At 62.1% G+C, this 25239-nt stretch carries 24 protein-coding genes; 15 read left to right on the top strand and 9 right to left on the bottom strand.

Annotated features, from left to right (window positions below; genetic code table 11):
* Nucleotides 1–46 precede the first annotated feature (46 nt).
* The 4 genes from AC3RCP_RS22165 to AC3RCP_RS22150 form a co-directional block, all read right to left on the bottom strand.
* Nucleotides 47–1048 (bottom strand): fimbrial protein, encoded by a 1002-nt coding sequence (locus AC3RCP_RS22165; protein WP_492571924.1) that lies wholly within the window; start codon nucleotides 1046–1048, stop codon nucleotides 47–49.
* A gap of 30 nt (nucleotides 1049–1078) precedes the next feature.
* Nucleotides 1079–3541 carry a fimbria/pilus outer membrane usher protein gene (locus AC3RCP_RS22160; protein WP_492571925.1) on the bottom strand — a complete coding sequence of 821 codons (2463 nt, stop codon included), beginning with the start codon at nucleotides 3539–3541 and terminating at the stop codon, nucleotides 1079–1081.
* Between the two features lie 229 nt (nucleotides 3542–3770).
* Nucleotides 3771–4451, bottom strand: a complete 681-nt coding sequence (locus AC3RCP_RS22155) for a fimbrial biogenesis chaperone (protein WP_492571926.1) — start codon at nucleotides 4449–4451, stop codon at nucleotides 3771–3773.
* Nucleotides 4452–4565: 114 nt separating this feature from the next.
* Complete coding sequence (locus tag AC3RCP_RS22150) at nucleotides 4566–5090, bottom strand: fimbrial protein (protein WP_492571927.1); 525 nt, start codon at nucleotides 5088–5090, stop codon at nucleotides 4566–4568.
* A 439-nt stretch (nucleotides 5091–5529) separates the two neighbouring features.
* Here AC3RCP_RS22150 and AC3RCP_RS22145 point away from each other — a divergent pair, with 439 nt between their 5' ends.
* From AC3RCP_RS22145 to AC3RCP_RS22120, 6 genes are all read left to right on the top strand, one after another.
* Nucleotides 5530–6735, top strand: coding sequence for an EAL domain-containing response regulator (locus tag AC3RCP_RS22145; protein WP_492571928.1), 1206 nt, complete (start codon nucleotides 5530–5532; stop codon nucleotides 6733–6735).
* Nucleotides 6732–7175, top strand: coding sequence for a hypothetical protein (locus AC3RCP_RS22140; protein ID WP_492571929.1), 444 nt, complete (start codon nucleotides 6732–6734; stop codon nucleotides 7173–7175). The genes AC3RCP_RS22145 and AC3RCP_RS22140 overlap by 4 nt, the downstream gene beginning before the upstream one ends.
* An 89-nt stretch (nucleotides 7176–7264) precedes the next feature.
* A complete protein-coding gene (locus AC3RCP_RS22135; RefSeq protein WP_492571930.1) occupies nucleotides 7265–8020 on the top strand; it encodes a carbonic anhydrase in 756 nt (251 codons plus the stop codon).
* Between the two features lie 275 nt (nucleotides 8021–8295).
* The gene (locus tag AC3RCP_RS22130; RefSeq protein WP_101338637.1) at nucleotides 8296–8709 is read left to right on the top strand and encodes a DUF4398 domain-containing protein; all 414 of its coding nucleotides are present in this window, start codon (nucleotides 8296–8298) and stop codon (nucleotides 8707–8709) included.
* 14 nt (nucleotides 8710–8723) lie between these two features.
* A complete protein-coding gene (locus AC3RCP_RS22125; protein ID WP_492571931.1) occupies nucleotides 8724–9497 on the top strand; it encodes an OmpA family protein in 774 nt (257 codons plus the stop codon).
* Between the two features lie 60 nt (nucleotides 9498–9557).
* Entirely contained in the window at nucleotides 9558–10253 is a 696-nt protein-coding gene (locus tag AC3RCP_RS22120) for an outer membrane protein (protein ID WP_492571932.1), read from the top strand.
* Between the two features lie 158 nt (nucleotides 10254–10411).
* Here the strand turns inward: AC3RCP_RS22120 and AC3RCP_RS22115 are convergent, their stop codons facing one another.
* Nucleotides 10412–10675: a hypothetical protein gene (locus tag AC3RCP_RS22115; RefSeq protein ID WP_101338634.1), complete on the bottom strand. Its 264-nt coding sequence runs from the start codon at nucleotides 10673–10675 to the stop codon at nucleotides 10412–10414.
* A gap of 513 nt (nucleotides 10676–11188) precedes the next feature.
* On the opposite strand from AC3RCP_RS22115, the gene AC3RCP_RS22110 reads away from it, so the two are divergent.
* The 3 genes from AC3RCP_RS22110 to AC3RCP_RS22100 are packed head-to-tail and all read left to right on the top strand — an operon-like array spanning nucleotide 11189 to nucleotide 12108.
* Nucleotides 11189–11386: a hypothetical protein gene (locus tag AC3RCP_RS22110; RefSeq protein WP_177323800.1), complete on the top strand. Its 198-nt coding sequence runs from the start codon at nucleotides 11189–11191 to the stop codon at nucleotides 11384–11386.
* On the top strand, nucleotides 11383–11769 hold the full coding sequence (locus AC3RCP_RS22105; protein ID WP_007928225.1) for a hypothetical protein: 387 nt from the start codon (nucleotides 11383–11385) through the stop codon (nucleotides 11767–11769). Before AC3RCP_RS22110 ends, AC3RCP_RS22105 begins: the two co-directional genes overlap by 4 nt.
* A gap of 21 nt (nucleotides 11770–11790) precedes the next feature.
* Nucleotides 11791–12108, top strand: coding sequence for a hypothetical protein (locus AC3RCP_RS22100; protein ID WP_256593413.1), 318 nt, complete (start codon nucleotides 11791–11793; stop codon nucleotides 12106–12108).
* Nucleotides 12109–12151: 43 nt separating this feature from the next.
* On the opposite strand, the gene AC3RCP_RS22095 is transcribed toward AC3RCP_RS22100, so the two are convergent.
* Together AC3RCP_RS22095 and AC3RCP_RS22090 are read right to left on the bottom strand one after the other, a co-directional pair.
* A complete protein-coding gene (locus tag AC3RCP_RS22095; protein ID WP_492571933.1) occupies nucleotides 12152–13357 on the bottom strand; it encodes a hypothetical protein in 1206 nt (401 codons plus the stop codon).
* Nucleotides 13358–13534, bottom strand: a complete 177-nt coding sequence (locus tag AC3RCP_RS22090; protein ID WP_157832265.1) for a hypothetical protein — start codon at nucleotides 13532–13534, stop codon at nucleotides 13358–13360.
* Between the two features lie 865 nt (nucleotides 13535–14399).
* Between AC3RCP_RS22090 and AC3RCP_RS22085 the strand changes: the two genes are divergently transcribed.
* Genes AC3RCP_RS22085 through qhpG form a run of 4 tightly spaced genes read left to right on the top strand, consistent with a single transcriptional unit; the run spans nucleotide 14400 to nucleotide 20005 of the window.
* Complete coding sequence (locus AC3RCP_RS22085; RefSeq protein WP_492571934.1) at nucleotides 14400–16316, top strand: sigma-54-dependent Fis family transcriptional regulator; 1917 nt, start codon at nucleotides 14400–14402, stop codon at nucleotides 16314–16316.
* On the top strand, nucleotides 16316–18034 hold the full coding sequence (locus tag AC3RCP_RS22080) for an ABC transporter ATP-binding protein (RefSeq protein ID WP_492571935.1): 1719 nt from the start codon (nucleotides 16316–16318) through the stop codon (nucleotides 18032–18034). The genes AC3RCP_RS22085 and AC3RCP_RS22080 overlap by 1 nt, the downstream gene beginning before the upstream one ends.
* The gene (gene qhpE, locus AC3RCP_RS22075; RefSeq protein ID WP_492571936.1) at nucleotides 18024–18701 is read left to right on the top strand and encodes a subtilisin-like serine protease QhpE; all 678 of its coding nucleotides are present in this window, start codon (nucleotides 18024–18026) and stop codon (nucleotides 18699–18701) included. Before AC3RCP_RS22080 ends, qhpE begins: the two co-directional genes overlap by 11 nt.
* Nucleotides 18698–20005: a flavin-dependent monooxygenase QhpG gene (gene qhpG, locus AC3RCP_RS22070; protein ID WP_492571937.1), complete on the top strand. Its 1308-nt coding sequence runs from the start codon at nucleotides 18698–18700 to the stop codon at nucleotides 20003–20005. The genes qhpE and qhpG overlap by 4 nt, the downstream gene beginning before the upstream one ends.
* Before the next feature lie 222 nt (nucleotides 20006–20227).
* Here qhpG and AC3RCP_RS22065 read toward each other — a convergent pair whose 3' ends face one another.
* Both AC3RCP_RS22065 and AC3RCP_RS22060 read right to left on the bottom strand, forming a co-directional pair.
* Nucleotides 20228–22129, bottom strand: a complete 1902-nt coding sequence (locus AC3RCP_RS22065; RefSeq protein ID WP_492571938.1) for an amidohydrolase — start codon at nucleotides 22127–22129, stop codon at nucleotides 20228–20230.
* Nucleotides 22130–22359: 230 nt separating this feature from the next.
* Nucleotides 22360–23850: an aldehyde dehydrogenase family protein gene (locus AC3RCP_RS22060; RefSeq protein ID WP_101338626.1), complete on the bottom strand. Its 1491-nt coding sequence runs from the start codon at nucleotides 23848–23850 to the stop codon at nucleotides 22360–22362.
* Between the two features lie 231 nt (nucleotides 23851–24081).
* On the opposite strand from AC3RCP_RS22060, the gene AC3RCP_RS22055 reads away from it, so the two are divergent.
* Both AC3RCP_RS22055 and AC3RCP_RS22050 read left to right on the top strand, forming a co-directional pair.
* Complete coding sequence (locus AC3RCP_RS22055) at nucleotides 24082–24471, top strand: MliC family protein (protein ID WP_007921876.1); 390 nt, start codon at nucleotides 24082–24084, stop codon at nucleotides 24469–24471.
* Nucleotides 24472–24682: 211 nt separating this feature from the next.
* The gene (locus AC3RCP_RS22050) at nucleotides 24683–25126 is read left to right on the top strand and encodes a hemerythrin domain-containing protein (RefSeq protein ID WP_009044849.1); all 444 of its coding nucleotides are present in this window, start codon (nucleotides 24683–24685) and stop codon (nucleotides 25124–25126) included.
* The last annotated feature ends 113 nt before the right edge of the window (nucleotides 25127–25239 follow it).

Raw genomic sequence — 25239 nt, 5'->3', positions numbered from 1 at the left:
GGGCGTACGCCACGGTGTGGCGTACGCAGGATAGTCTGGCAAGGCGTCAGTTATAGGTCATGGTGAAAGTCGCCGTACCGTTAGCCTTGCCGGCTGTGACAATGGGGCCGGTTTGATAGTACTGGGCAAAAAATGGGAAGGAGATGCCGCCACCAGGAGCTGCTCTTTCTGGCGTTGTGATGCCAAATTGCACTGGCGCCCCGGCACGCGTCAGCCTGATCCCCACTCCGCTGGCGGCAGTTTCAGTAGCGGATGGATCGATCGCCATTACCCCGGGCACGCCAGAAGCGTCAGCGGTTGCATCGATCCTGTAGTTGATCCGGGCACCGGCGTCACAGTTAAGGGCAATAAAGAATTGCACGGCAGTCGATGCGTGGCCCTGGCCTGTGAATGTATTGCGCGGTATATCGCCCAAGCGGACATTGATAGTGGGGGTAGTGACCGAGCACGCGACGCTATTAACGTTCGAGGCGCCGAAATTATAGGCATAGACATAGTTCTGGTTAATGACACTTGCGCGAATACGCCCGGGAATCGCCAGTGTCCCACTGCCGGTTGTATTGGCAATCTTGACCAGTTCAAATCGAATGGGGCCTCCCCATGCGGCTCCGCAGTAGCGTAGCCACGTCAAGGGCACACCTGCCGTGCAGCCATTACTCAGATAGTCCCGTGGGAAGTTTCCCGTATACCTCCAGCCCCAGCCATTGGGTGGAGTCACCACGCGCATCGCCACCCCCGCGATGCCGGTATTGAACAATTGCTCACCATTAAAATTAACGGCGGAGGTCCCTTCCGCTGACCAACGTGAAGTCTGGCTGGTCGTTACGATGCAATTAAAGAAATTGCCACGATTGGAGAATGCAGGTGCGGTTGTTGTAGCAACAACAGTACCGATAGGCGCATCCCGCTGGATGATAATATTGCCGAAGTTAATGGTCTCGGTATCGCCAGCGGCACCTGAAATAAAACTACAGTTTGCCTGAGAGAGCATGGAATACATGCCAGAAGTACAGAGCAGGCCGGCTATCAATAACTTTTTCATATTCATGCTATTACCTATGTTCTTTGTGTCGCTGAGTTATTGGCATTCAGCATCTAATGACAGCACCGATGAAAGCCCATCTGCACTTGGCAAGGTAAAGCTGGCGCGACACTGTTGATTGGCCGCGGAGCCCCACTTGACCGTCAATTGGCCCTTTTCCGGTACACCGCTCAGGTACACCTGGCCATCGGCCCCGACGATCCCGCTGTTGTCCATGGCATCTTTTTCCTGCACTAACGCGGCGGTTGCGCCAAACGGCACCGGTTGGCCCTGGTACTTCAGGGTCATCAGCACGCGGCTGCCAACACGGGTTTTAAAGTTGGCCAGCACCACGGCGCCGTTCGTTGGGGTCACCGTCTGGGTGTTGGTCTCGATGTCGAGGTCGTCCGCCAGCGATTCACTGTCCAGGGCGATGCGGTTTTTGCGGTAGGTACTCACATACGGCACCACGGCGTAGCCGCGCCAGTCCGTGCGTACCCCGGTGTTGTTTTGCACCTTGGCATCCGCCGCGCCCGGGGCGCGGACCAGGGCAATGGTCTCGCCTTGTTCCTGGGAAAAGGTCACGCCGTAAGGGTGGGCCACGATCCCGCCCTGGACGCCATAGTTCACCTGCTGCGAGCTCTTGTCGTAGTTGTAGCCGGCCCGGGCTTCGCCGTAGGTGCCCTTGTAGTTGGCGCTGGCGTTGCCGGTTGTACCGACACCCTGGTTGGCATAGCCCTGCTGTACGTTGTAGTTCAGGTTGTTATCCGCCAGGGCGGTGCCGCCGACGCTGACATCCTGGCTGGTATTGCCCTGCTTGCTGGTGTTGAGGCTGTAGCGGGCCCAGCTGTTAGGCAGCACTTTTTCCAGCGGCACCTGCACATTGAAGGACAGTTGCTGATCCTTGCTGTTGCGGCCGCCTTCGTAGACCGGTGCCTGGGTGTAGGTGTAGTCCACACCGTAACTGACGCTGTTATGGGTCAGGTTGTAGCCGGCGCTCAGGCTGCGCTCGTAGCCCTTCTGACGCCAGAAGTCCTGCTGATAGCCGTTGATATAGAAGTTGCCATACTCGCCCAGGACCTGGCTGATGTTGATCTGCGCCTTGCTGCGCTTGTTATAGGTCCGGCGCCAGTCATTGAAGTTGCCAGGATCGATTTCATTGGCCTCCTGGAAATCGTAGTAACCGCTGGTGGAGTAGCGGTAACCGGCCAGGGTAAAGGTGGTGCCGGTGGCCGCGATGTCCTTGGCGTATTGAATGCGATAAGACTGGCCGTTATGCCGCGAGCTATCGCGCAATTCGGTCTTGGCCTGGGTCACGTCGGTGGACAGCGAACCCCAGTCGCCAAACCCATGGCCGACCCCCAGGCTCGCCGCGGAATATTTCCCGGACGCCAGCAAGCCGCCGTACAGCGTGGAATCGTAAGGCATGCCGTAGATCAGTGTGCCCTGGGCGAATGCCGGCTTGCTGCTCTCGCTGGCCGTCGAGCGGTATTCGCCCGCGGTCAGCGCATACTTCAGGCGTCCTTCGCGCAACATGACCGGCACGGCGGAGAAGGGCTGGAGGGAGCGGCGTTCGGTGCCGTCGGCTTCGGTAATCGTGACTTCCATATCGCCACTGGACGAAGTCGGATACAGGTCGGTAATGGCGAAGGCACCGGCTGGCACATAGGTCTGATAGATGATGTAGCCGTTCTGCCGCACAGTGACCTGGGCATTGCTCTGCGCAATGCCGCGCACCACGGGGGCAAAGCCTTTCAGGCTATCGGGAAACATGTTGTCGTCCGAAGCCAGCTGTGCCCCTCGGTACTGGACGCTGGTGAAGACGTCGCTGGGCGTCGCGCTGTCGCCCAGGGTCAATTGGCCTTTTACCGAATGAATATCCCGCTGGGCATAGGTGTTGACGTTGTCCCAGGCGCTTTTGCCGCTGCTCTGGTTGTAGGTGGAATAGTTGCGCAACCGCCAGGCGCCCAGGTTCAACCCGCTGCGCAGGTTCAAGTAGTAACTGTCATCGGTCCCAGAGCGGTGGTCACGGGAGGTATTGGCGCCGCTAAAGGTGTAGTTCAGCAGGCCGGCCGTCAGCCCTTGGTCCCATGTCCTGGGGTCGACATAACCACGCGCTTCATTGCTCAGCGCGGCTTGCGGAATACTGATGTCCAGGCGTTGTTCGGCGAAATTGAACCGGCTGCCGGCATCGGGAATATAGTCTTGCAACTGGGTGATGACTTGCGCGGCCGGCAGTTTTTGCAGGGCCGGGAAGGCTTCAAGCTTGACGCCCATCTCTTGCAGTTGCTGCGCCGTCAACTCGGGCTGCAACTTGCCCCCGACATCGACAAAGTTCACGTCACGATTACTGATTTGAGTATCGTTCAGATAGATATCAACCCGGTAAGTACCAGGAAGTTGCCCGCCCTTGCTGGAAAAACGCTCAAGCTCGATGAACTGTTGACCGGGCGTGTCCGCTTCCAGCGCGTGAGGGTTGAAATAGTCTTCGGCCAATACCGAAGCCGGTTGCAGACTCATTCCCAGAACAAACTGAGTCGCCACCAGGGTCGCCAGGCGAGTGGGAGTAAAAGCAGATGGCCGAACATTTGCTTTTGCCTGCGTTGCAGGGTTTACACAAATTTTTTTCATGTAGATTAATTCCACCCAACCTTATGACACGCAAGCCACTCCCACGGATGGCGGGCAGTTGATCCAGCGGATTGATATTGAGTTAAACAAAGAGGGGTAAAGCAGGTTCTGAACTTAATCAGAGGGGCGCATTGGCCTCTTCGGAAATGCCACCGAAATCATTGATCGCTTGCCAACTTGCGGCGCCGGTCGCACCGTTTGGAATGGTCCAGGTCAGTGAGCTTTGTGGGGCCACCATGCCGGCATTTTTAATTTCGTCTTTACCCACGCTCACGCGATAAAAAGAAACGTGGTAAGGCGTCGGATTATTAACCTGCAATTGGTTCCCGGAGCGCGTGAACTTCAGTTCTTTGTAGGCAGCGTTCGCTGAACCGGGCAAGTTGGCCGGTCGATAGAACATCTTGATCCGGGTTTTTACGGAAATCTGCAGTTGATTGGCGTCGGTTTTTTCCGAGGCGGGGATCGACTTGATATTGACCCAGTACACCGACTCCCGGTTGTCCGGAAAGCTGCCACCCGTACGGATGATACGCAGCACGTTTTCCTGGCCCGCGTCGAGGCGAAACAGCGGCGGCGTCATGATAAAGGGGGCCTTTTGGGTCGCGGAAGCCGAGCTGTCCTCGATCCAGGATTGAATCAGATAAGGGGTGTCTTTTTCCGGGTTGGTGACGGAAATGGAAGCTTCTTTTTTCGACGCGTCATACACCACGCGGGTGCCGCCCACTACCACGCCGGCCCACGCAGTATGGGCCATGCCCAGGAGGCAGCCGGCGACACAAACGGACTTGAGCCAATGCATTGATCAATGCTCCTTGAGTAGCCCCTTATTCACTGGGTTTTTCCAGGAAGAGGGGGCAGTTTGCTTATGCGCTGATACCGGGCATTAAACGGGTTAATGCCCGGGCTTTACGGCTTAGTTGTAAGTGACAGTGAAGTTACTTACAGCGTTTGCGGTACCGGCGCCCACAGTGGCGTTGGTGGCAACGTACTTGGCGATGAAGTTGAAGGTGGTATCGGCGGTGGTGGAAAGAGCGCGACTGGCCGAAGCGCCACCGACCGGAATCTGGGTAACGGCGTCTTGCTCATACAGGCCGATACCGACACCGGTCGCTACGCCAGTGCCGGTGGTCAGAGCCAGCAGGCTGCTGTTTGCCGCGTTGGCTGGGCCGTCGAACTTGACAGTGGCGCTGGTGGCAGCTACCGGACAAGAGGTCAGCACAACGCTGAAGCGCGTCGGCGCGGAGGTGGCGCCTACGGCACCCAGGGCCGTGGAGGCGACAGTGCCCAGGGCTACGGTCTGGTTGGCGGTGCCCGGGGTAACGGTGCAAGCAGCATCGGTGATGTTGCCGGTGAAGTTGATAACACCGTCAGCGGCGTTGGCCATAGTTGCGAATGCCGAACCAGCCAGCAGGGCAGCAGTGATCAAACTCTTCTTCATAGCGATGTTCCTTTAAGATTTAGTAGGTTCTTGCACATTATTTAGGTACTTCTAAACAACACAGACACCTGCTGTCGCCTTTCAAAAGATGGCTTCATATGTACAAGGGTTACTTGCATGCATATAGCCGGGGTCTGAACTCTCCTTGTTCTATAGAAGAGTTGCAGCAATATTCACAGCTTTCATAAATACTCCACAGATGTGAATTCAGCAGAGCGTGTAGGAAATTTCCCAAGCGCCAGGTGCCGCCGATAAGGAGCCTCAACAAACCGCATCGCTCAGGTTTAATGACTTTCTTCCTTATTTAAGATGCGGCGATTGGTTTTATTCCTGCGGTGATTCTTAGGAAATTTCATACAACAACGGAGGACGTTACCTCGGTTGTTTCCCGGGGCGCTGACGCAACATGGGCTACAGCTCTTTTCGTGGGTGGGTCCCAATGCCTGTTTCTACTTTGCGTGTCATCGTCCTTGAAGATCATTCCTTCCAGCGCGCCATCGCCGTGAGCATGTTGCAGCAGATGGGCTGTACGCAGGTGTTCCAGGCCGCGGACGGGGCGCAGGCGCTGGCGGTGCTGAACGAGGTCGGCCCGGTGGACATCGCCCTGTGCGACCTGCGCATGGATGGCATGGACGGCCTGGAGTTCTTGCAGGCGGTCGGCCATTCGGGGCAGGTGGGCTCGGTGATCATCAGCAGCTCGCTGTCCGCCGACCTGCGGCGCACGGTGCGGCAGATCATTTCCCTGTTGAACCTGGAACTGCTCGGCGATATCGGCAAGCCGCTGCACTACGAAACCCTGGAGCGCCTGCTAAAAAAGCATTGCAGTGCGCCGCGTATCGCAACCTCGCCCGAACCGCCGGAGATCTTTCCGGATGAGGCGCAGGTACGCGAGGCCCTGGCGACTCACGAACTCTGCGGGTTCTTCCAGCCGAAATTCATCCTGGAGACCGGGGAGATCACCGGCGTCGAAGTGCTGGCCCGCTGGCGGCATGCCTCGGGCAAGGTGCTGTCTCCGGCTTGTTTCCTGCCGGTCCTGGAGCGTTACGGCTTGCTCGACGAGCTGCTGAACCAGCAGTTGCACCAGGGGCTCGCGCTGCAACAGCAATTGCGCACGCTGGGGCATGACCTGAATTTCGCCTTCAATCTGCACGCCGGGCAATTGTCCAGCGGCACCCTCGCTTCACAGATCCGCTGCGTGCTCAGTGAGTACGGCGCGCGGGGTTCGAGCCTGACCTTCGAGCTGACCGAGAGCGGCCTGCTGCAAGCGCCGGAAACCAGCCTGGAGTGCCTGTATCGCTTGCGGATGATGGGTTGCCGCTTGTCCATCGATGATTTCGGCACCGGCTTTTCTTCACTCCAGCGCCTGCTCCAGCTGCCCTTCAACGAAATCAAGCTGGATGCCGGGTTCGTCCAGGCGCTGACCCAGGAGCCGCGTTGCCATGCGGTGGTCAGCAGCACCCTGGCGCTGGGCGAAGCCCTGGGCATGGCGGTGGTGGTGGAGGGCATCGAGACCGACGAGCAACGCCAGCACCTGTTGAACATGGGCTGTAGCCAGGGGCAGGGGTACTGGTACGCCAGGCCCATGAGCAGCGGCGATCTGCTGCGCTGGCTCGAGGGCGGACAACAGCGGAGCCTGCGCGCATGACCGACAAGAAACTGCGCATCCTGATCGCCGATGAGCGTCACGAGCAGTTGCTGCACATCGAGAAGCTGCTCAACCGCCTCGACTACTACCGCATCGCGCCCATCCGCACCTTCGATGAGCTGGCATTGCTGACCGATAGCGCCACCGAGTCGTTCGACCTGCTGATCGTCAACAAGGCCCTGGGCGTGCCCTATGGCATCGACATGCGGCAGTTCTGTCGCGCCCGCCCGCACATCCGCCATGCGCTGTTCTACGACAGCCCGGAGCCATCGCTGGAGCTGATGCTGCACAGCCCGGACCAGCCGGTGCGTGCCTGCCTGGCCGACCCTCCGGACGCCGGCTCGCTGAGCCTGCTGATGAGCATCATCGATCCACCGGCCCAGTGGGCCAGCCTCGCCGCGTTGTCATGGTTGCACGGGCCCGCCCGGCAGGCCCGATGAACCGTCAACAAGCCGTTGTGCATGGCCAGTGGGGGATGCGCAAATGGATTCGCGCCAGTCGAATTGATCGGTTTATCAAACGAGGCTTCATGAACGTGTTTATTCGTCCTTTTCATCTGTTCGTTCCCTTGTGTTTTTCCCTGGCCAGCCAGCACGCGGCCGGGGCTGACTGGACTTACCACGGCGCCCATGGCCCCACGCACTGGGGCATGTTGGGCAGCGAGCTGTGCGCCCAGGGCGCCCAGCAGTCGCCCATCGATGTCGAGTTGAAAAAAGTTCACCCCCTTAGAGGCAGCGCCTCGGACTTGAACATCAGCTACGGCGCGACGTCGCTCGACGTGGTCAACAATGGCCACAGCATTCAGGCCAACGTCGGTGAGGGGGAAACCGTCACGTTCAAGGGCCGTGAATACCGCCTGGTCCAGTTCCACTTTCATACCCCCAGCGAGCACCGGATCGAGCATGTGTCGTATCCAATGGAAATGCATTTGGTCAACCAGGGCCCGGACGGCCGTCTGCTGGTCATCGGGCTTATGGTCAAGGAAGGGCAAAACAACCGCGAGCTTGCCGCGTTGTGGAAGCACCTTCCCGAGCGTGAAGGCCAGGCCGTGACCCTGAGTGCCAAGGACGCGCCTGACCTCGGCTCGCTGCTGCCCGCTGCCAGCCATCATGTCTTCTACCAGGGTTCACTGACCACGCCGCCCTGCACGGAAGGGGTGCAGTGGGTGCTGTTCGAACAACCCATCGAGCTGTCGAAGGCCCAGATCCGGAAAATCCGCCAGTTGTTTCCCGACAACCACCGCCCGGCGCAGCCGCTCAATGAGCGCGAGGTGGACGAGGACTGAGTCCTTGGGAAATTTCATACAGGAACTCAGGCCGTTGCCTCGGTTGTTGGCCAGGGTGGTCACGCAAGATGAGGCACAGCTCTCCAGCGCTGGCCGATGGGTCAGGCGCTGATTCGCTGAGCGTGCCGATGAGCGACATCGCTCCACCGGCCCAATAAATCATGAGTAGCAGCTGTGCATTGCCAATGGGCAATGCGCTTGTGGATTTCCATTGCCTCTCACTTGGGTGAAGAGGGCTGCAAGCATTAGTTGGCAGAGAACATCTGGAGAACTTTATGAGTACTAAGCATTCAAGTCGGCGAGCCATTTTCTGGGCCTCCCTGCTCACCGGCACGGTATTGATCAGCGCCTGCGCCAGCGTCCCCGCGCCTGACGAACAGGTGTCCCTGGCACGCAATGCCCTGAGCCGTGCGGTATCCGCCGGAGCGACCCAGTACGCGCCGGTACAGATGAAGACCGCGCAGGACAAGACCATGTTGATGGACCGCGCGCTCGGCGAAAAAGACTTTGGCAAGGCCAAGGGCCTGGCCGAGCAGATCGCCGCGGATTCGGCACTGGCCGAGCGCATGGCGCGCACCGCGAAACTGCAGAAAGAACTGAAGGATGCCCAGACCGGTATCCAGGTCCTCAAGCAGGAAATGCTGCAGGCGCCTGATGCCGGGTTGAATCCAGACTCGCCGACCTTTTAACTGAGGAATTTTCCATGCGAACTTCATTGATTTTCCCTTCCCTGTGCGCATTCGCGCTGCTTTTGACCGGCTGCGCCGCCACCCCGGAAAACCCGCAACTGGTCGAGGCACGCAAGCTGTACTCGGACCTGCAGAGCAAGCCTGAGTCGAGCACCCTGGCCGCCCTGGAAACCCAGGACGCCTTTATCGCCCTGGGCAAGGCGGACATGCTGTCCATCCAGGACCGCCGCGCTCCCGAGATCGACCAGTACGCGTACCTGGCCAAGCAAAAGATTGCCCTGGCCGAGCAGACCATTCTCGGGCGCAAGGCCGAGGCCGGTTTGAGCAACATCGATGTGCAGCGCACCCAGGTGCAGCTGGATGTGCGTACCCAACAGCTCAAGGCCCTGCAGGCGATGAAAGCCAAGCCGACGCCACGCGGTGAAGTGGTCACCTTCGGCGACGTGCTGTTCGATACCGGCAAGGCCAGCCTCAAGCCCGGCAACCAGCGCAACGTCCAGCAACTGGCCGACTTCCTGCTCAACAACCCCGAGCGCAAGGTGCGCATCGAAGGCTTCACCGACAGCGTGGGCAGCGATGCCTTCAACCAGACGCTCTCCGAACGTCGCGCCGAAAGCGTGGCCTTTGCCCTGGAACGCCTGGGCGTGGACATGACCCGCATCAAGACCCAGGGCTACGGCAAGGAATATCCGGTGGCCGACGACGCCTCGGCGCAATCCCGCCAGTTGAACCGTCGGGTCGAGGTGATCATTTCCAACGGTGCCGCGGCGGTCGATAGCCGCGGGTAACTGCGCCGCTGGATCAAGGCGGTATCGCTTTCCCTTAAACGTTAGAGATAAAACCTGACAATGAAGACTCTTACAAAAATCTCCGCTGTGCTGCTGCTCGCTCCTGCGGCTTACACCTCGCTGGCGGTGGCCGCTCCTGCCGAGAAAGAGGGTTACTACGGAGTCGCCCGGGTGATCAGCGCCGAGCGCAAGGCCCGCAACATGGACTCCAGCGCGCGTCCCGGCATCGGGGCGTTCGTCTCCGGCGACGACAGCCAGAAGGACATGACCGGCTCGATCGGGGTCGGTTACCGGTTCGGCAATGGCTGGCGCGTGGAGGGCGAGTTGTCCCTGCCGCAAAAGGACACATTCACCAGCGGCTCGACCACCTTCCCCACCAGCCTCAACGAGCACCATATCGAGTCCAGGCGGGTGATGCTCAACGCCTATCGGGACTTCCGTGTGACCGAGAAGTTGTCGCTCTACGGTTCCGCCGGGCTGGGCCTGGCCCAACTCGAGTCCAAGGGCTGGCAGGGTAACGAGTCGCGTCAGTACGGCTCGGCGACCCAGACCAACCTGGCCTGGTCCCTCGGCGCGGGCGTTGCCTACGACGTGACCGATCGCCTGGCCCTGGACCTCGGCTATCGCTACGTCGACATGGGCGACACCGAAAGTGGCTGGAACAACTTCCCGAATGCCCGCGGCCTGCAGGACGAGAAGATGAAGGCCAACCTGGTTTCCAGCGAGGTCGTGCTGGGTATGCGCTGGGCTTTCTAGGCCGGTAAAAACCACCATCGCGAGCGCGCTCCTGCGGGAGCGTGGCCAGCTGCCGGAGCGGCGTGCTCGCGATGAACGTCAACGGCAACGCCCAGCCTCCGGGCTCCCCCCGAACCGAAAGGTTCAGGGGGCATGCGCGTGATCGCGCAGCGCTGGCGTTAGCTTTGCATCGCCTTGCCCTGCGCCACATCCAGCAAGGCCACGCCATCGCTCAGCAGCAGCGAGGCGATATCGGCGATCTGGAATAAATCACTTTCATCCGCGGTACGCGCGGTCATGCAAGACAGGCTGTTCATCAGTTTGTGAATGGCGCGAACGCGCCGGTCGGCGCAGGCCAGCAAGTCCACCAGCGAGGCGCTGGAATCGATCAGCAGGACAGGATGCTCGGTGGCAGTGCTGTGAAGCGGGATATATCCGTTCATTGATGTAGCTCCTTGTGTGTGAGGAGCCATCACCCAAACTTCCTACAGCCTGGGTGGCGGCTGCACGCGGGGTAGGAAACCGGCACACAAGACCCGGTCACGCCGAAGCGTGCCCGCGTACAGCCGCCATAACGCATAGGCAGCAAAAAGCGCCCGCACAACTTGGGCGCTTGTACGCTTCTTGATGACGGGTTCCTACACCCGGACGCTGATTTGGCAGCGACCGGCGCAGAGTAATGACGCGCCTTCATGAGCGCAAGCCCCGACTCAATGACTGAACGTAACAGGGCCGCCAGCGAGCAATGTGCCTGCTCAGACCTTGATCCGGCTCTAGCGTCAGACAAGTTCAGGCACGCTTGTAGGACTCTCCTGAAATACACGTTTTTACCCTGTTCAAGTGTTCTATCCGCTTGAGCCGACAGATGACGGCCAGCACCATCCCCCGCCTTATCAATAGCGCCAACACGCTCAACGGCTTGCTTGGACGCGTCGTTTATCAGGGAGGAGGGGGGTATGTGGCTGCGCCTTGAAGCCTTTTTAACGACGCCTATTGTCGGAACACTGTGCGTCGCACTGGGTGTTCCAACTGCTGGCTTAGCCTCGTTGGCTTGTGGTGTCGTGGTTGTAGGAAGTGCTTCTTTTACGGCTGGTGTCGTTGGTAACTCTGCCGGGGAAGCAATGGCCGAGAAAATTTATGAGGCGGTCAAATGAGCCTGAATACGGCAGACAAAATATTTCTGGTGGTCGGACTCGTCGATTTTGCAGGGATATTTATTGTGCTTGGTATTTGCTTGCACATGGCCTACACCAAGATGGACTTGATGTTGGATCATCTGAAAAACAGTGCTGTGCTCAGCACGCTGACCACGCTCAGGCACGGTGGCCCATGGGGGAAACTGATTCTGGTCGGGAGCATTTCCGGTTTTGTAACCTTCCCCCATTTTTACCTTAAGCGTGGCTGGGTCAGTGCCGAGGACTTGCTGGGTTTTCCTGCGGCGCTTAAGCGCAAGTTGGTCGTGCTGCAGTGGAGTGCGCTAGCGCTGATAGTGGTCATGACGGGCCTTGCGGCGGTGGTCAAGCTGGGTGTTGTTTGAGGTTATTTACGAGAGCCACAAATGAGTACCCCTGAGATTGCTTTCGGGTATCTGGGTGGTGTAGTGATTCTCGGCACACTTGTCTGGATTGGCGTCGCGTTGCACATGGCCTATACGAAAATGGATGAGCTCTTGGACCATCTGAAAAACTGTTCCGCCATCATGGCCCGCGCTCCGTTAAAACACGGCGGTCCCTGGGGGAAGCTGTTGCTGATTGGGGGGATCTCCGGGATCGTGACGTTTCCCGGGTTCCATCTCAAAAGAGGGGAGACAGAAACCATCGTGACGCCGGGCCTGGCCAATGGCGCGGCGACCTTTACGATTATTTATCCGCGATGAACGGCACACCTCCTGCCGGGAGGCCGGCAGGAGGCAGCGCGGCTCAGTCGTAGTTGCTCACATAAGCCAGGATGCCCTGGGCGCCCAGGGCGTTACCGTTGAAACGGGTCGCCTGCAGCAGTACGGCGGTCTGGTTGTCGCTGGCGACGGCTTTTGGAAAGGTATTGCCGCTGTCGTTCGGGTTGATCGATGTTTCCGCCGCCAAGGGGATGAAGGCGTCATCGAACCGGTTGAAAAAGATGCCGGTATAACCGGTACTCCAGGTCACCAGGAAGTCAATGACACCGCATGTGGCCGGCATGGCACTGATATAGGGCTGGCTCGAGGCGTAGACATTGTTGTTCAGGCGAACGGGGGAGAGGGCTTGCAGTTCCTGATCGCTTTGGTACTGCTCAGCCTCAGACTGATCAGCCTTGCCGAAGATCCGGACTCGGTCGCCATAGACATAGGCGCTGGTGCCGATATAAACCAGCATGATGTTGTTGTGCGCGGTGTCGAAGGTTGCATGGAACTTGCCCATGCCGGTTTGCGAGTAACTGGTCATCAGATTGACCGGCGATTTGCCGGAGGAGGGGCTGCCCACTCGCAGGAAATTGATCTTGCTCAGGGTTTCCTGGACGCCGACGATCACCCCGTCGCCATGGTTCATCAGCACGATATTTTCGTAGGTGGAAGTGTCCAGATCGGCACCGGGATTAAACAGGGTCGGATAGACGGCAGAGGTGATCATCACCGGATAACTGGTCGGCTCGAGGGTGTCCTTGTCCAGCCAGATGCCTTGCAACTGGCGTTCGGTCACGCCGATCCAGCAGGCGAAGAGGTGGCAGTTGGCGGGGTTGTAGATGACCCTGGGGCAGACGTAATCACCGTTGGAGCCACTGATCAGGGTTTCCGTGAAGGGCGCGCCGATACCCTGGCGCTCGCTGACGCTGTATTTGCGCGCAAAGATGCGAAAGGCGCCCGGGTCGTTGCTGGCCCAGACGGCAACGAAGTCGTCGCTGCCCTGGATCGGCGTGGTGTCGACATCCTTCTGGGTCCGCTGGGTGAAGGCGGGAAGCAGATAGCTCGGGCGTAGCGTGCCATTTTTTGTCTCCAGGCGGCCATAGAGCGTGGTGTAGCCGGAAGCCTTCGGCCCTTGATAGGTGCCGACCAGGTGACTGCTGACATCGGTCTTCAGCACGCCGCGCAGGGATTCGTTGCTGCTATCGTCATAGAAAATGTTCAAGCCGTTCAACCATTTGGTATTCATTCAGGCACCTGTGACTGTTTGAGGAGTGTCTTCGTTGTTCACGTAGTGGCGCAGGAACAGCAGGTCGCCATTGGCATCGGTCTGATGGCTGTAAAGAAGCGCAGGCAAACCGTTAATGATTCCCGAGTCGAAATTTCTGAAGAAGTTTCGCAAGTTCGGGGTGGAGGAACTGGGCATGCTGACTCTCCTTGTGGGCGAAATAGTCGAAGCTACTTTCTGCCGTGGGCTTTCCATCTCCATGGACTTTCATAGGGGGCGCCAATCAGGCTCTGCCCTGAAAAGCAGCTTTTCGGGAGGTCGATTTAGTGGGGCGTAGGTGACTTTTCTGGGCGGCTTGAAGTGTGCAAGCTGACAGTCTTGATAGGTCGTAGAAGTGCGGGGCAATAGTGTGTTCCGACGCATGACTTCGACCTCCTTGTCGACTCGCGTTCTGTCCGTTCGCATCCAGCAAGATCAGCGTAGTCATTATTTTCTAGTGCCCGATAATATTTTTTTATTTATTTAAAACAGTAAGATGCCCCTGAAGTTTTGAGCGGTTACAGGTTTGTCGGATAACTGACTTGGCGAGGGAAAGGGTGGTGTTACTAGGTGGCTATAAAGATAAGTGCGAGTGGTAATAGTGCGAAGTTGTCTTTATAACTCCGCTAAAGAATGACCATGGCTTCTTGTAAGTATTGGCAATAAGTCATTTCAGAATATAAAGGGACTTAGTTGGCAGCCTGTCCGCATTACCTGCTTTATGTTCCCCCTGTTCAGACTGGTCATTTACTGGGCCGTTTACCGCCAGGCGAGCAGTGAGTACCAGGGGCAACCGGACGCCATACGGCTCTTGCCATCCGCTTTACGTTAACGTCAAGATGCTCCGGCGCGGTTTTTCCCGTGGCGCAGGTTTTGCTTCTGTGAATGGCAGGGCTGGCCGCGGGCCAAACTTCCCTTTACTGCCTTCTGAACCGGGTGTAGACATTGCCCATGGCTTGCGTGCCCCTCGCAACCCAAGGGAATGGACCGGGGAGGTGCCGGGCGGACCGATTCGGAGCGCTTGATGACCCTTATAAAAACAACAACCGGCGAGCTGCAGCACCAAGCCGGGCTGGCCCGCAGAAAGCTCCATCTGGAAGGCGCAGTCCCCGACGGCGTATTGCGTGCGGAAATCGATGCGTCATGGCGGCGCAGCCTCAGCCATGGCGTGCACTTCAATGGCCAGCCGGAGTTGACCCTGGAATCCGGCGCCAGCCTCGAGGTGCTGCTGGCGAGCAATCGCCTGCTGCTCGACGCGGCGATACCCGCCATCGACTACCTGGCCGAGCGCCAGGGCCAGGACGGCCTGATCATCCTGGCCAATGCCGACGCCACCATTCTTGCGGTCGAAGGCCGGGCCGACCGGCTCAAGGGCAGCGGCGTGCAGGACATCACCCTCGGCGCCTGCTGGAGCGAAGCCACCCGTGGCACCAATGCCCTGGGCACGGCGCTGGTGGAAGCACGCACCACCCTGATCGACTGCGGCGAACATTACCTGGATCGCCTGAGCCCTTTTTCCTGCACCTCGGTGCCCATCCATTGCCCCCAGGGCGAGATCCTCGGCGTGCTCGACCTGACCCGCGAAGGCCCGCTGGGTCGTATCCACGACAGCACCGCGCTGCTGAGCATGGCGGTCAGCCAGATCGAGAGCCGGGTGTTCAACAACAGCTTTCCCGAGCAGATCGTCCTGGCGTTCCACAGTCGTCGGCAGTATCTCGAATCGCCGTGGCAAGGCTTGCTCGCGGTCAGTCTCGGCGGGCAGATCCTGGCGGTCAGCGCCCAGGCCTGCCAGTTGTTGCGCGCCGAGCGTTCGGCACTGGTGGGGCGGCGTTGCGAAGAGTTTCTCGGCGTGGATGGCGTGCAACTGCTCGGCCGTTTGCAACAGGGCGGCATCGGCAGCCTGCAGACCGCCAAGGGCGAGTTTTTCTACAAGACCCTGCGCGCCCCGCAACGCTCGATCAATGTCAGCAGCGTGCCGCGCGGCACGTCGAAAAACGCCCCGAGCCAGGCGCAGCCCGACCCGCAACTCGACACCCTGGCCGGCAGCAACAGCCGTTATGCCCGGGCCTTGCGCATGGCCCGCCAGGGCCTGGCCAATGCCTTGCCGGTGTTGCTGCTGGGGGAAACCGGCACCGGCAAGGAGGTCATCGCCCGCGCCCTGCACATGGCGGGCAGTCGCGCCGACAAGCCCTTTATCGCGGTCAACTGCGCGGCGATTCCCGAGGGCCTGATCGAGTCGGAGCTGTTCGGTTATCGCGAGGGCGCCTTCACCGGCTCGCGCCGTGGCGGCATGATCGGCCGCCTGCAACAAGCCCACGGCGGCACCCTGTTTCTCGATGAAATCGGCGATATGCCACTGGCCTTGCAGGCGCGCCTGTTGCGGGTGCTGCAGGACCGTAAGGTAGCGCCGCTGGGCGCCGGCGAAGAGCAGGACATCGATGTGGCGCTGATCTGCGCCACCCACCGCGACCTCAAGCAGCAGGTGGCCGACAAGCAGTTTCGCGAGGACCTGTTCTACCGGGTCAACGGCATCAGCGTGATGCTCCCGGCGCTGCGCGAGCGCGAGGACTTCGACGCGTTGCTGGAGGTCCTGCTGGCCAAGCTCGGCAGCCCCGGCGCGGCCCTGGCCGAGGACCTGCGCCAGTTGCTGGCCGGCTATCACTGGCCGGGCAACATTCGCCAGTTGGAGATGGTCCTGCGCACCGCCCTGGCCATGCGCGAGGCGGGCGACGCGGTCCTGGGCCTGGAGCACCTGCCCGACAGCATGCTTGACGATCTCAACGCCAGCGAACGCCCGGCCAGCGGCAGCATCCGCGAGAACCAGCTGGAACTGATCCGCCAGGCACTGGACAACCACCAGGGCAATGTTTCTGCCGCCGCCGATGCCCTGGGCATCAGCCGCGCGACCCTGTACCGCAAGCTCAAGCAGTTGCGCAGCTGATGGCGCGCCTGCTCAGCCGGCTGGTGGACAGCCCCGACCCCGCGGCCCTGCAAGCCGCCTTGCGCTGGCTGTACGGGTTTGTCCGCCCGCAGCGCCTGGCCATCGCCGGGTTGCTGGCGCTGTCGGTCTGCGCCTCGTTGCTGGTGCTGGTGCAGCCGTGGCTGACCAAGCTGCTGATCGACGACGGTCTGCTGGCGCGCAATTTCCCGATGCTGGCGTGGATCGCCGGGCTGATGATTCTCGCCGGGCTGCTGGGCACCGCGCTGTCGGGCATCAACCGCTACCTGCACACGCGCCTGTCGGGGCGGATCCTGTTCGCCCTGCGCGACGACCTGTACCGGCATTTGCAGCGCCTGTCGCCGGGCTTCTACGGCCAGCGGCGGATCGGCGACCTGATGTCGCGGCTCGATGGCGACGTCGCGGAGATCCAGCGCTTTGCCGTCGATTCGCTGTTCTCCGCGGTGTCCAGCGTGATCGGCCTGGTGGTGGCCCTGGCGCTGCTGGTGACCCTGTCCTGGCAGCTGTCGCTGCTGGCGCTGCTGCTGATTCCGCTGGACGTGCTCTGGCTGCGCTGGATGCGGCGCAAGGTCGAGCGCGATGTGCGGCAACTGCGCGAGCGTTCGGCGGACATGTCGTCGTTCATGGTCGAGACCCTGCCGGTGATGAAGTTCATCCAGAGCGCCGGCCAGCAACAGCGCGAAGCCCGGCGCCTGGAACAGTTGGGGCAGGGCTACATGAGCCAGTTGCTGCGCCTGCAGGTCAGCGAGTTCTTCACCCAGGCGGTGCCCGGCACCCTGACTTCGCTGTCGCGGGCCTGTGCGTTCCTGATCGGCGGTTATTGGGTGGTGCAGGGCACCTGGCAGTTGGGCGCACTGATCGCCTTTTCCACTTACCTGGGCATGGCCGTGGGGCCGGTGCAGAGCCTGCTGGGGCTGTACGTGGCGATCCAGCGCATGAGCGTCAGCCTGGGCCGGGTCATGGAGCTGCGCGGCGAGCAACCGAGCGTGACCACGCCGGCGCAACCGTTGCCGATGCCCAGCGGTGGCGAGCTGTCTTTTCGTGATCTGCACTTCAGCCACCCGGGGCGGCCGAGCACCCTGCGCGGCATCGAGGCACGCATTCCCTATGGCCTGAAGGTGGCCCTGGGTGGCGGTTCCGGGGTCGGCAAATCGACCCTGATCGACCTGCTGCAACGCCACCACGACCCGCAGTCCGGGCAGGTGCTGCTGGACGGTATCGACCTGCGCCAGCTCGACCTGTTCGAGCTGCGCCGGCGCATCGCCGTGGTCAGCCAGGACATCGTGCTGTTCCGCGGCAGCCTGGCCGACAACCTGGCCTACAGCGTGCCCGACGCACCGCGCGCGGCGGTGGCCGAGGTGGCGCGGCTGGCGCAACTGGACAGCCTGATCGAAGCGCTGCCCGAGGGCCTGGACAGCCCGTTGGGCGAGCGCGGCCAGCAGCTGTCCGGCGGGCAGAAACAACGGATCGCGATTGCCCGCGCGCTGCTCCAGGACCCGTTGATCCTGGTGCTGGACGAAGCCACCTCGGCGGTGGACGAAAGCACCGAGCGCGAAGTGATCGAGGCCATCGACCGGCTGTTCGCCGGACGCACGCGGATCCTGATCAGCCATCGGCCGTCGACCCTGGCCGACGCCGACCTGCGTTTCGAGCTGGTGGACGGCGTGTTGCACTCCGTGAAGGTGCCCCATGAAGCCTGAGCTGCGGATCGGCGTGGTCGACAGCGGGCATACGGCCGTGCAACGCCCGCAGGTGGTGGCCGGGCGGCGCTTCTACCTGGTGGAAGACGGGGTCGGTGAGGGCGACTTGCGCGAAGATCCCCTCGGCCACGGCAGCGCGATCATCGAGGCGATCAGCGCGCGGGCGCCCCAGGCGCGTTTCTGTGTGGCCCAAGTGTTCGACCAGCGCGGGGTGACCAGCGCGCTGCAGATCGCCAGCGCCCTGGACTGGCTGGTGCGCCAGCAGGTGCGATTGATCAACCTCAGCCTGGGGCTGCGCCAGGACCGCCGCCTGTTGCGCGAAGCCTGCGCGGCCGCCCTGGCCCGTGGCGTGCTGTTGTGCGCCTCGACGCCGGCCCAGGGCGAGGGGGTGTACCCGGCGCGTTACCCGGGGGTGCTGCGGGTCACCGGCGATGCCCGTTGCACCCCCGGCGAATGGTCGTGGCTCGACAGCCAGCAGGCCGACTTCGCCGCCTGTGTGCAGGGCAGCCACCCCGGCCAGTCCGGCGCCAGCCTGGGCTGCGCGGCATTGAGCGGGCATATCGCCCGCTACCTCGGCGAACACCGCGACGCCGATAACCCGCAGGTGGTCCAGTGGCTGCGGACCCACGCCCGCTATCACGGCCCCGAACGGCGCGGCTGGACATGAGGCCGATCCTGGTGCTCGGCGCCGGCCCGGCGGGTGCCGCGGTGGCCCTGGGCTTGCGCCGCCTGGGTTACGCGGTGGCGCTGGTCAGTGAGTGGCGGCGTTTCCCGGCGCTCGAAGGGGTGTCGCTGCGGGTGCTCGAAGCCCTGCGTGGCGCCGGCCTGGGGCGTGGGCTGGAGGCGGCGTTGCAGGCGTCCCAGCGTCAGGTGGTGTGGAACGGCCAGAGCCATGCGCAGAACGTCGAATACCTGCTGGATCGCCCGCGCTTCGATCGCGGCCTGCGCGAGGATCTGCGCGAGGCCGGGGTCGAACTGATCGAGGGCCGGGTGCTGGAGGTGCAGTCGACGGCGAACGGGCATCGGCTGCGGATCGAGGGGCAGGCCGAGCGTCTAACGGATTTTCTGGTGGAGGCCCGCGGGCGCCAGGCGCCTGCATCGAGTAAAGAATTGGGCAAAGGCCTGCGGGGCCCGGAAACCCTCAGCCTGCTCAACCGCTGGCAGGGCGCGCCGGGCAGCACCGCCAGCGCCGTGCACAGCCTGGAAGACGGCTGGGCCTGGATGGCGCGCCAGGCCGACGGCCAGTGTTACTGGCAACTGACGGTGGACGTGGCCAGCGCCGCGCTGCCGGGCAAGGCGCAGTTGCTGGATTACTGCCGCCAGCGACGACAGGCTTCGGCCCTGGCGCGGGCGTTTTTCGCTGACGGGCCGCAGCACGATGTGCAGCTGCACGCACGCAGCAGCACGGCGATCCTTTGCCCGCAGGTGTGTGGCGCCAACTGGATTCGCGTGGGCGATGCGGCCATGGCCGTGGACCCGCTGTCGGGCAACGGTATCTTCCAGTCGCTGTCCTCGGCGTTGCAGGCGCCGGCGGTGATCAACACGCTGCTGCAACGGCCCGAACGGGCGGCGCTGGCGCAGCGCTTCCATGCCCGGCGGGTGGAGCAACTGTTCCTGCGTTTTGCCCGCATCGGCCGCGATTTCTACGCCGACGAGCAGCGTTGGGCCGAACAGCCGTTCTGGCAGGCGCGCCGGCAATGGCCGGACCGCGAGCCGGCGCATCGCGTCGCGGACTTTTCCGCCCTGCGTATCGAGCGCGCCCCGGTATTGCGCGACGGCCTGGTGGACGAAGCCGAGGTGGTGATCACCCCGGACCAGCCGCTGGGCATCTGGCATGTGCAAGGGGTGGAGCTGGCGCCGTTGTTGCGCCGCTTGCCCAACGAGCCGGCGCAACAGCTGCTGGCGGGTCTGAGCGCGGAGCAGGACAAGGCCGTGCGCGGCTGGTTGCTGGGGCAGGGATACCAGCCCTGATGCGACGGGGCGGCTTTTGTAGCCGCTGCCGCAGGCTGCGATCGGCGGCGTAGCCGCCGCAAAGGCACCCGCGATCGATCGGCGGATGTGTGGCGCCTGGGCGAATGATCGCGGGCAAGCCTCGCTCCTACAGGGGCTCTCATCTTCCGTAGGAGCGAGGCTTGCTCGCGATCCGCGCAGCGGCCATCCAAACCCCGCCGCCCGGCTTGCGACAGCTGACGGTCAGCGATCGGGATTGACGTACACCCGGTGGCCGCCTTTCCAGGTTTCACAGACCTTGATGTCCCTGATGCTGGTGGCCGGCACTTTCTCGTCGAGGGGATCCTGCTCGAGAATCACCAGGTCCGCGAAATAACCGTCCTGCAGGGACCCGGTCCAGCCTTCGGCGTGGCACTGCCAGGCCGCGTCATAGGTGATGGCTTTCAAGGCCTGCTTGCGCGTCAGGCATTCGGCTTCATTGAGGATCGGTTGCAGCCTTGGGTCATGGACGAACCGCCCCTGGGCATCGCGAATGCCTTCCATCTTGCGGGTCACCGCCTGCTCCATGGAGCGCAGCGGCCCCAACGGCGTTACCGAACAGTCGCTGTGCAGGGTCATTCTCAGGTTGTGGTCCAGGGCCGACTGGCACAGGTCGAGCATCTGTTCGGCCTTGCCTTCGAAGATCGCCTGTTTGAAGGCGTAGCCCCAGTAGCCGACATGACCGATCAGGAAGCTTGGCGACAGGCCCAGGCGCTGCAGGGTCTGCAGGGTGCCCGCGGTCAGCAGCGAGCAGTGCTCGATGCGGTGGCGTTTTTCCAGGGCGCTGCCGCCCTGCAAGGCCGCCTCGTAGGCTTGCAGGGTGAACTCGATGGCCCGGTCGCCGTTGGCGTGGATCATCAGCGGCCAGCCGGTTTCGACGGCATTGCGCACCACGGTCTTGTAGGCATCGGGTGGGGTGACCGGGGTGTGGTCCTGGTCGCAGAAATTGAAGTTGCCCACCGGCCGCGTCGCCTCGCAGCAGTAGCGCGTGGCCTGGTAGCCCGTCAGCCCCTGGTTGGAACCGTCCGACACCAGCTTGACCGAGCCCTGGTAGAAGCGCTTGGCCTGTTCCCGGCTGACCGGCTGGTAGCGCGGCAGCTTGCCGATGGCCTCGGGCGTGCCATCGCAGGCGGCGGCATAACCGATCCGCAGCTTCCTGGGGCGGGTCAGGAAGTAGGCGCCCAGTACCCGCTTCGACTGGGGGTCCATCATCGCGTCGTAGAGCAGGGTGATCCCGCGGCGCGACGCCTTGTCGAAGTAGTCTTCGAGGTGCTTGAAGATATTGAGTATTTCCAGCTGCTGCCTGAGGGGAATGCTCTTGATGGCGGCCAGCACCTGGGCTTCCTGCAGGACACCGTTGTCGGCCCTGACGCCGGTCTTCTTGAACACCGCATCGCTGGCCGCGGTGTTCAGGTAGGCGGTGTGCATGGACGCGCTGATCAGCAGCATCGGATGCTGCTTGTCGATGGTGTCCAGGTTGCCGATGTCGTCGCCGGGGCCACAGTGGAAGGTGATGAGTTTGTTCAGGCCGTGGGGTACGACCTGGAAGGGCATCAGCGCCGGATCGACCTGATGGCCGAGGATCCAGGTCGAGTTGTCCTTGGGCAGGTTGGCCTGGATGGTGCTTTTCAACCATTGCCAGTCATAGGTGGGCCGTAGCCGCTGGTTCTTGTGCTCATCGGGGTTGTCGGTATCGATGGCCCCCAGGTTCAGCCAGCCTTCCATGGCACAGCTCTGCACGATATGGGCGTGGGGTTCGATCAGGCCGGGCAACAGGGTCCTGCCGTTCAACGACTGCTTTTTGTAGGTGATGCCCAGGGTTTTCATGCGGGCTTCGACGGCGGCCAGGGTGCCGGATGCGACCACGTCGCCGGCGTGGATGCCCAGGGCCTCGACCCGTTCGTCCATGTTGCCGTCGCGCAAGGGGTAGATGGTGCCGTTGGTAAAGATGATGGACTCGCCGGCCGGTTCCTTGGCCAGCTCATGGGTGTCCTGTGGCTGGCTGGCGGTATGGCTGGCCGGGTCGAGTGTGTCCTTCAGAGCGTTCCAGATGGGGTTGTGGCATCCGCATTGGACCCCGTCGTGATCATATCCATTTGATCCCATGATGCTTCCCTCGGGTTTTCGGTGGTGATGAGGTGTGGGTTGAAGGTGGGTGAGCCAGGCTCGCAGGGCAGCTGTCGAGCTGGCTCGGGCTGAGCGTAGCAGCCGTTCGGGGCGCGGGCCGGGCAGCGGGTCGGCGACGCTAAACCAGTCGTCGGGAGACGCCGGACAGACCCCGGCGCCGCCGTGGAGAAGCGCTTGCGCGAGTGCGAGGTGCTATGTGTTGTCGCGGATCAGAGCTTGATCAGCACCGATTTCAGCTCGGTGTAATGCTCGATCGCCGCGTAACCCATTTCCCGGCCCACGCCGGACATCTTGTAGCCACCGAACGGCAGCGCCGGGTCGAGGGCGCTGTGGCAGTTGACCCAGACCGAACCGGACTTGATCCGCGGGATCATCCGGTGCACCGCCGCCAGGTCGTTGGACCAGATGCTCGCGCCCAGGCCGTAGGGGCTGTCGTTGGCCAGGCGCAGGGCCTCGGCTTCGTCGTCGAAAGGAATGGCCACCAGCACCGGGCCGAAGATCTCTTCCTGCACCAGCGAATGCTGCTGGTCGACGTCGACTATCACCGTCGGTTTGACGAAATAGCCGGGGCCGAACCGCTCGCCGCCGCAGGCGAGGGTGGCGCCGCTGTCCCGGCCCATCTCGATATAGCGCCAGACCCGCTCCTGCTGCCGGGCGGAGATCAGCGGGCCCATGTCGACGCTGGTGTCCAGGCCGCTGCCGAGTTTCATGGCGTTGGCGATGCCGGCGATATCGGCCACCACATTGTCGAAGTGCTTGCGCTGTACATACAGCCGGGAGCCGGCGCAGCAGACCTGGCCCTGGTTGAAGAAGATCGCGCTGGCAGCGCCGGCCGCGGCGCTGCCCAGGTCGGCATCGGCCATGACGATGGTCGGCGACTTGCCGCCCAGTTCCAGGGTGACCCGGGTCATGTTGTCCATGGCGATCTTGCCGATTTCCTTGCCCACCGCGGTGGAGCCGGTGAAGGTCAGCTTGTCCACCCGTGGGTTGTGGGTCAGGGCCGAGCCCGCGGTGATGCCGGTGCCGGTGACTACGTTGAACACGCCGTCGGGGTAGCCGGCTTCCTGCACCAGTTCGGCGAGTTTCAGCGCGGTCAGCGGGGTTTCGTCGGCCGGCTTGAGCACCACCGTGCAGCCGGTGGCCAGGGCCGGGCCGAGCTTCCAGCAGGCCAGCAGCAGCGGGAAGTTCCAGGCGACGATGGCGCCGACCACGCCCACCGCTTCGCGGCGGATGAAACTGTGGAACTGCTGGTCGGGCATCAGCGGCACTGAGACCTCGACGCTGCTGCCTTCGATCTTGGTCGCCCAGCCGGCCATGTAGCGCAAAAAATCGATGGCCAGTTGCACGTCCATGACCTGGGCCACCGCGGCGCTCTTGCCGTTGTTCAGGCACTCCAGTTGCGCCAGCAGCTCGGCATCGCGCTGCATCAGGTCGGCGAGTTTCCACAGCAGGTTCTGCCGTTCCCGCGGGCGGGTGCGGCTCCAGGGCGAATCGTCGAAGGCCTGGCGCGCAGCCAGCACCGCGCGGTCGACATCGTCCACCGTGGCCCGCGGCACCACGCACAGTTGCTCGCCGGTGGCCGGGTTGCGCAGGGGCATGGTCTGGCCGTCGGCGGCCTCGACCCATTCGGCGCCGATCAGCATGCGCGGGGCGCGCTGGATAAAGGCGGTGGTGGCGGGGAGCAGGGTTGCAATAGCCATGACAGAACCTCTTGTTATGCGTGAGGCGAGGGCTTTCGCAACCGCTGTGCCAGTTTTTAATTGCGATTAACTATATGATTTTAATAGGGTTTATTTGATGTGACGGAAGGGCTGCGGATACAAGCTGTCGCAAATTGCGAATGCCTTGAGACACCCCGGCCTGAACTTATGGGGGCCTGCTTCGTCGTAAAGGGGCCTGTCATGAAAGTGCACTGAACAAGGAGCTGTACATTGAAGATTGCAACGATTCTGGGAACCACCTTGCTGCTGGCGCCGTTGTTCGCCCAGGCCGCGACGACCCCGGCCGAGCCGGAACTGCCGGCGTACCAGAGCAGCCTGGCCAGCTACCGCTGCGAGGGTGGGGTAGAGGTGCAGGCGGCGTACCTGAACATCGATAACGGCGCCTCGTTCGCCACCCTGTATTACAAGGGCCAGCTGATACCGATGCATATCGCCCGTGCAGCCTCCGGCGCGCTGTATGTCGCCGACGACGAGCAGAACAGCTACCGCTGGCACACCCAGGGCGACAGCGGCCTGTTGAGCTTCCTGGAAGCCGACCACACCGCCAAGGAACAGCAACTGCTCAAGGACTGCCAGGAGCAGAAGACCGAGGAGCAGTAGCGCCTGGCCCCCATCCGCCTGTAGGAGCCAGCTTGCTGGCGAGAGGTCGGCACGGACCCTCTGGTTTTCGCGTCGAACGCCAGTCCGTCATCGCGAGCAATCGAGCGTCGACCGGCTGCTCCTACAGAGGGGGGACGGCCATTATCTGCGGTTGAACTGCCGTCGAACGGCCAGTGTCTAGTCAAGACAAGCCTGCCGTGGAGATGTGCCCGTGAACATATTCGAAGCCCTGCGTGAGAGCCATGAACGCCAGCGCGGCTACGCTGCCGAACTGATGCGCACCTCGGGGGACAGCCCCGAACGCAGCGCGGCCTACGCCCAGCTCAAGGCCGAAGTACAGGCCCACGAGACGGCGGAGGAACGCTTCTTCTACCTGCCGTTGATGGAGCACGACAACGGCGTCGACCTGAGCCGGCACGCGATTGCCGAGCACCACGCGATGGACGAGCTGATGGAGGCATTGGACGACACCGAGATGTCCAGCCCGGCCTGGCTGGCCACGGCGAAGAAGCTGGTGGACAAGGTGCATCACCACCTGGAGGAAGAAGAACAGAAGTTCTTCCAGATGGCCGGCAAGATCCTCGACGACAAGCAGAAGGACCAGTTGGCCAACGGTTACGTGAAGGAGTACCGGCAGCAGCTGGCGGCCGACTGAGACGGCCCTCGAAGAATTAAAAAGCCCGCGCATTGGCGGGCTTTTTTGTACGTGACGGGGGGAGGGCCAGGCCCACGATCGCGAGCAAGCTCGTTCCTACAGGAACAGCATCC

The sequence above is a fragment of the Pseudomonas sp. GW822-FHT05A08 genome (assembly GCF_058800485.1).
The sequence above is the reverse complement of the archived record's forward strand: the minus strand, read 5'-3'. Positions and strand labels throughout refer to the sequence as shown.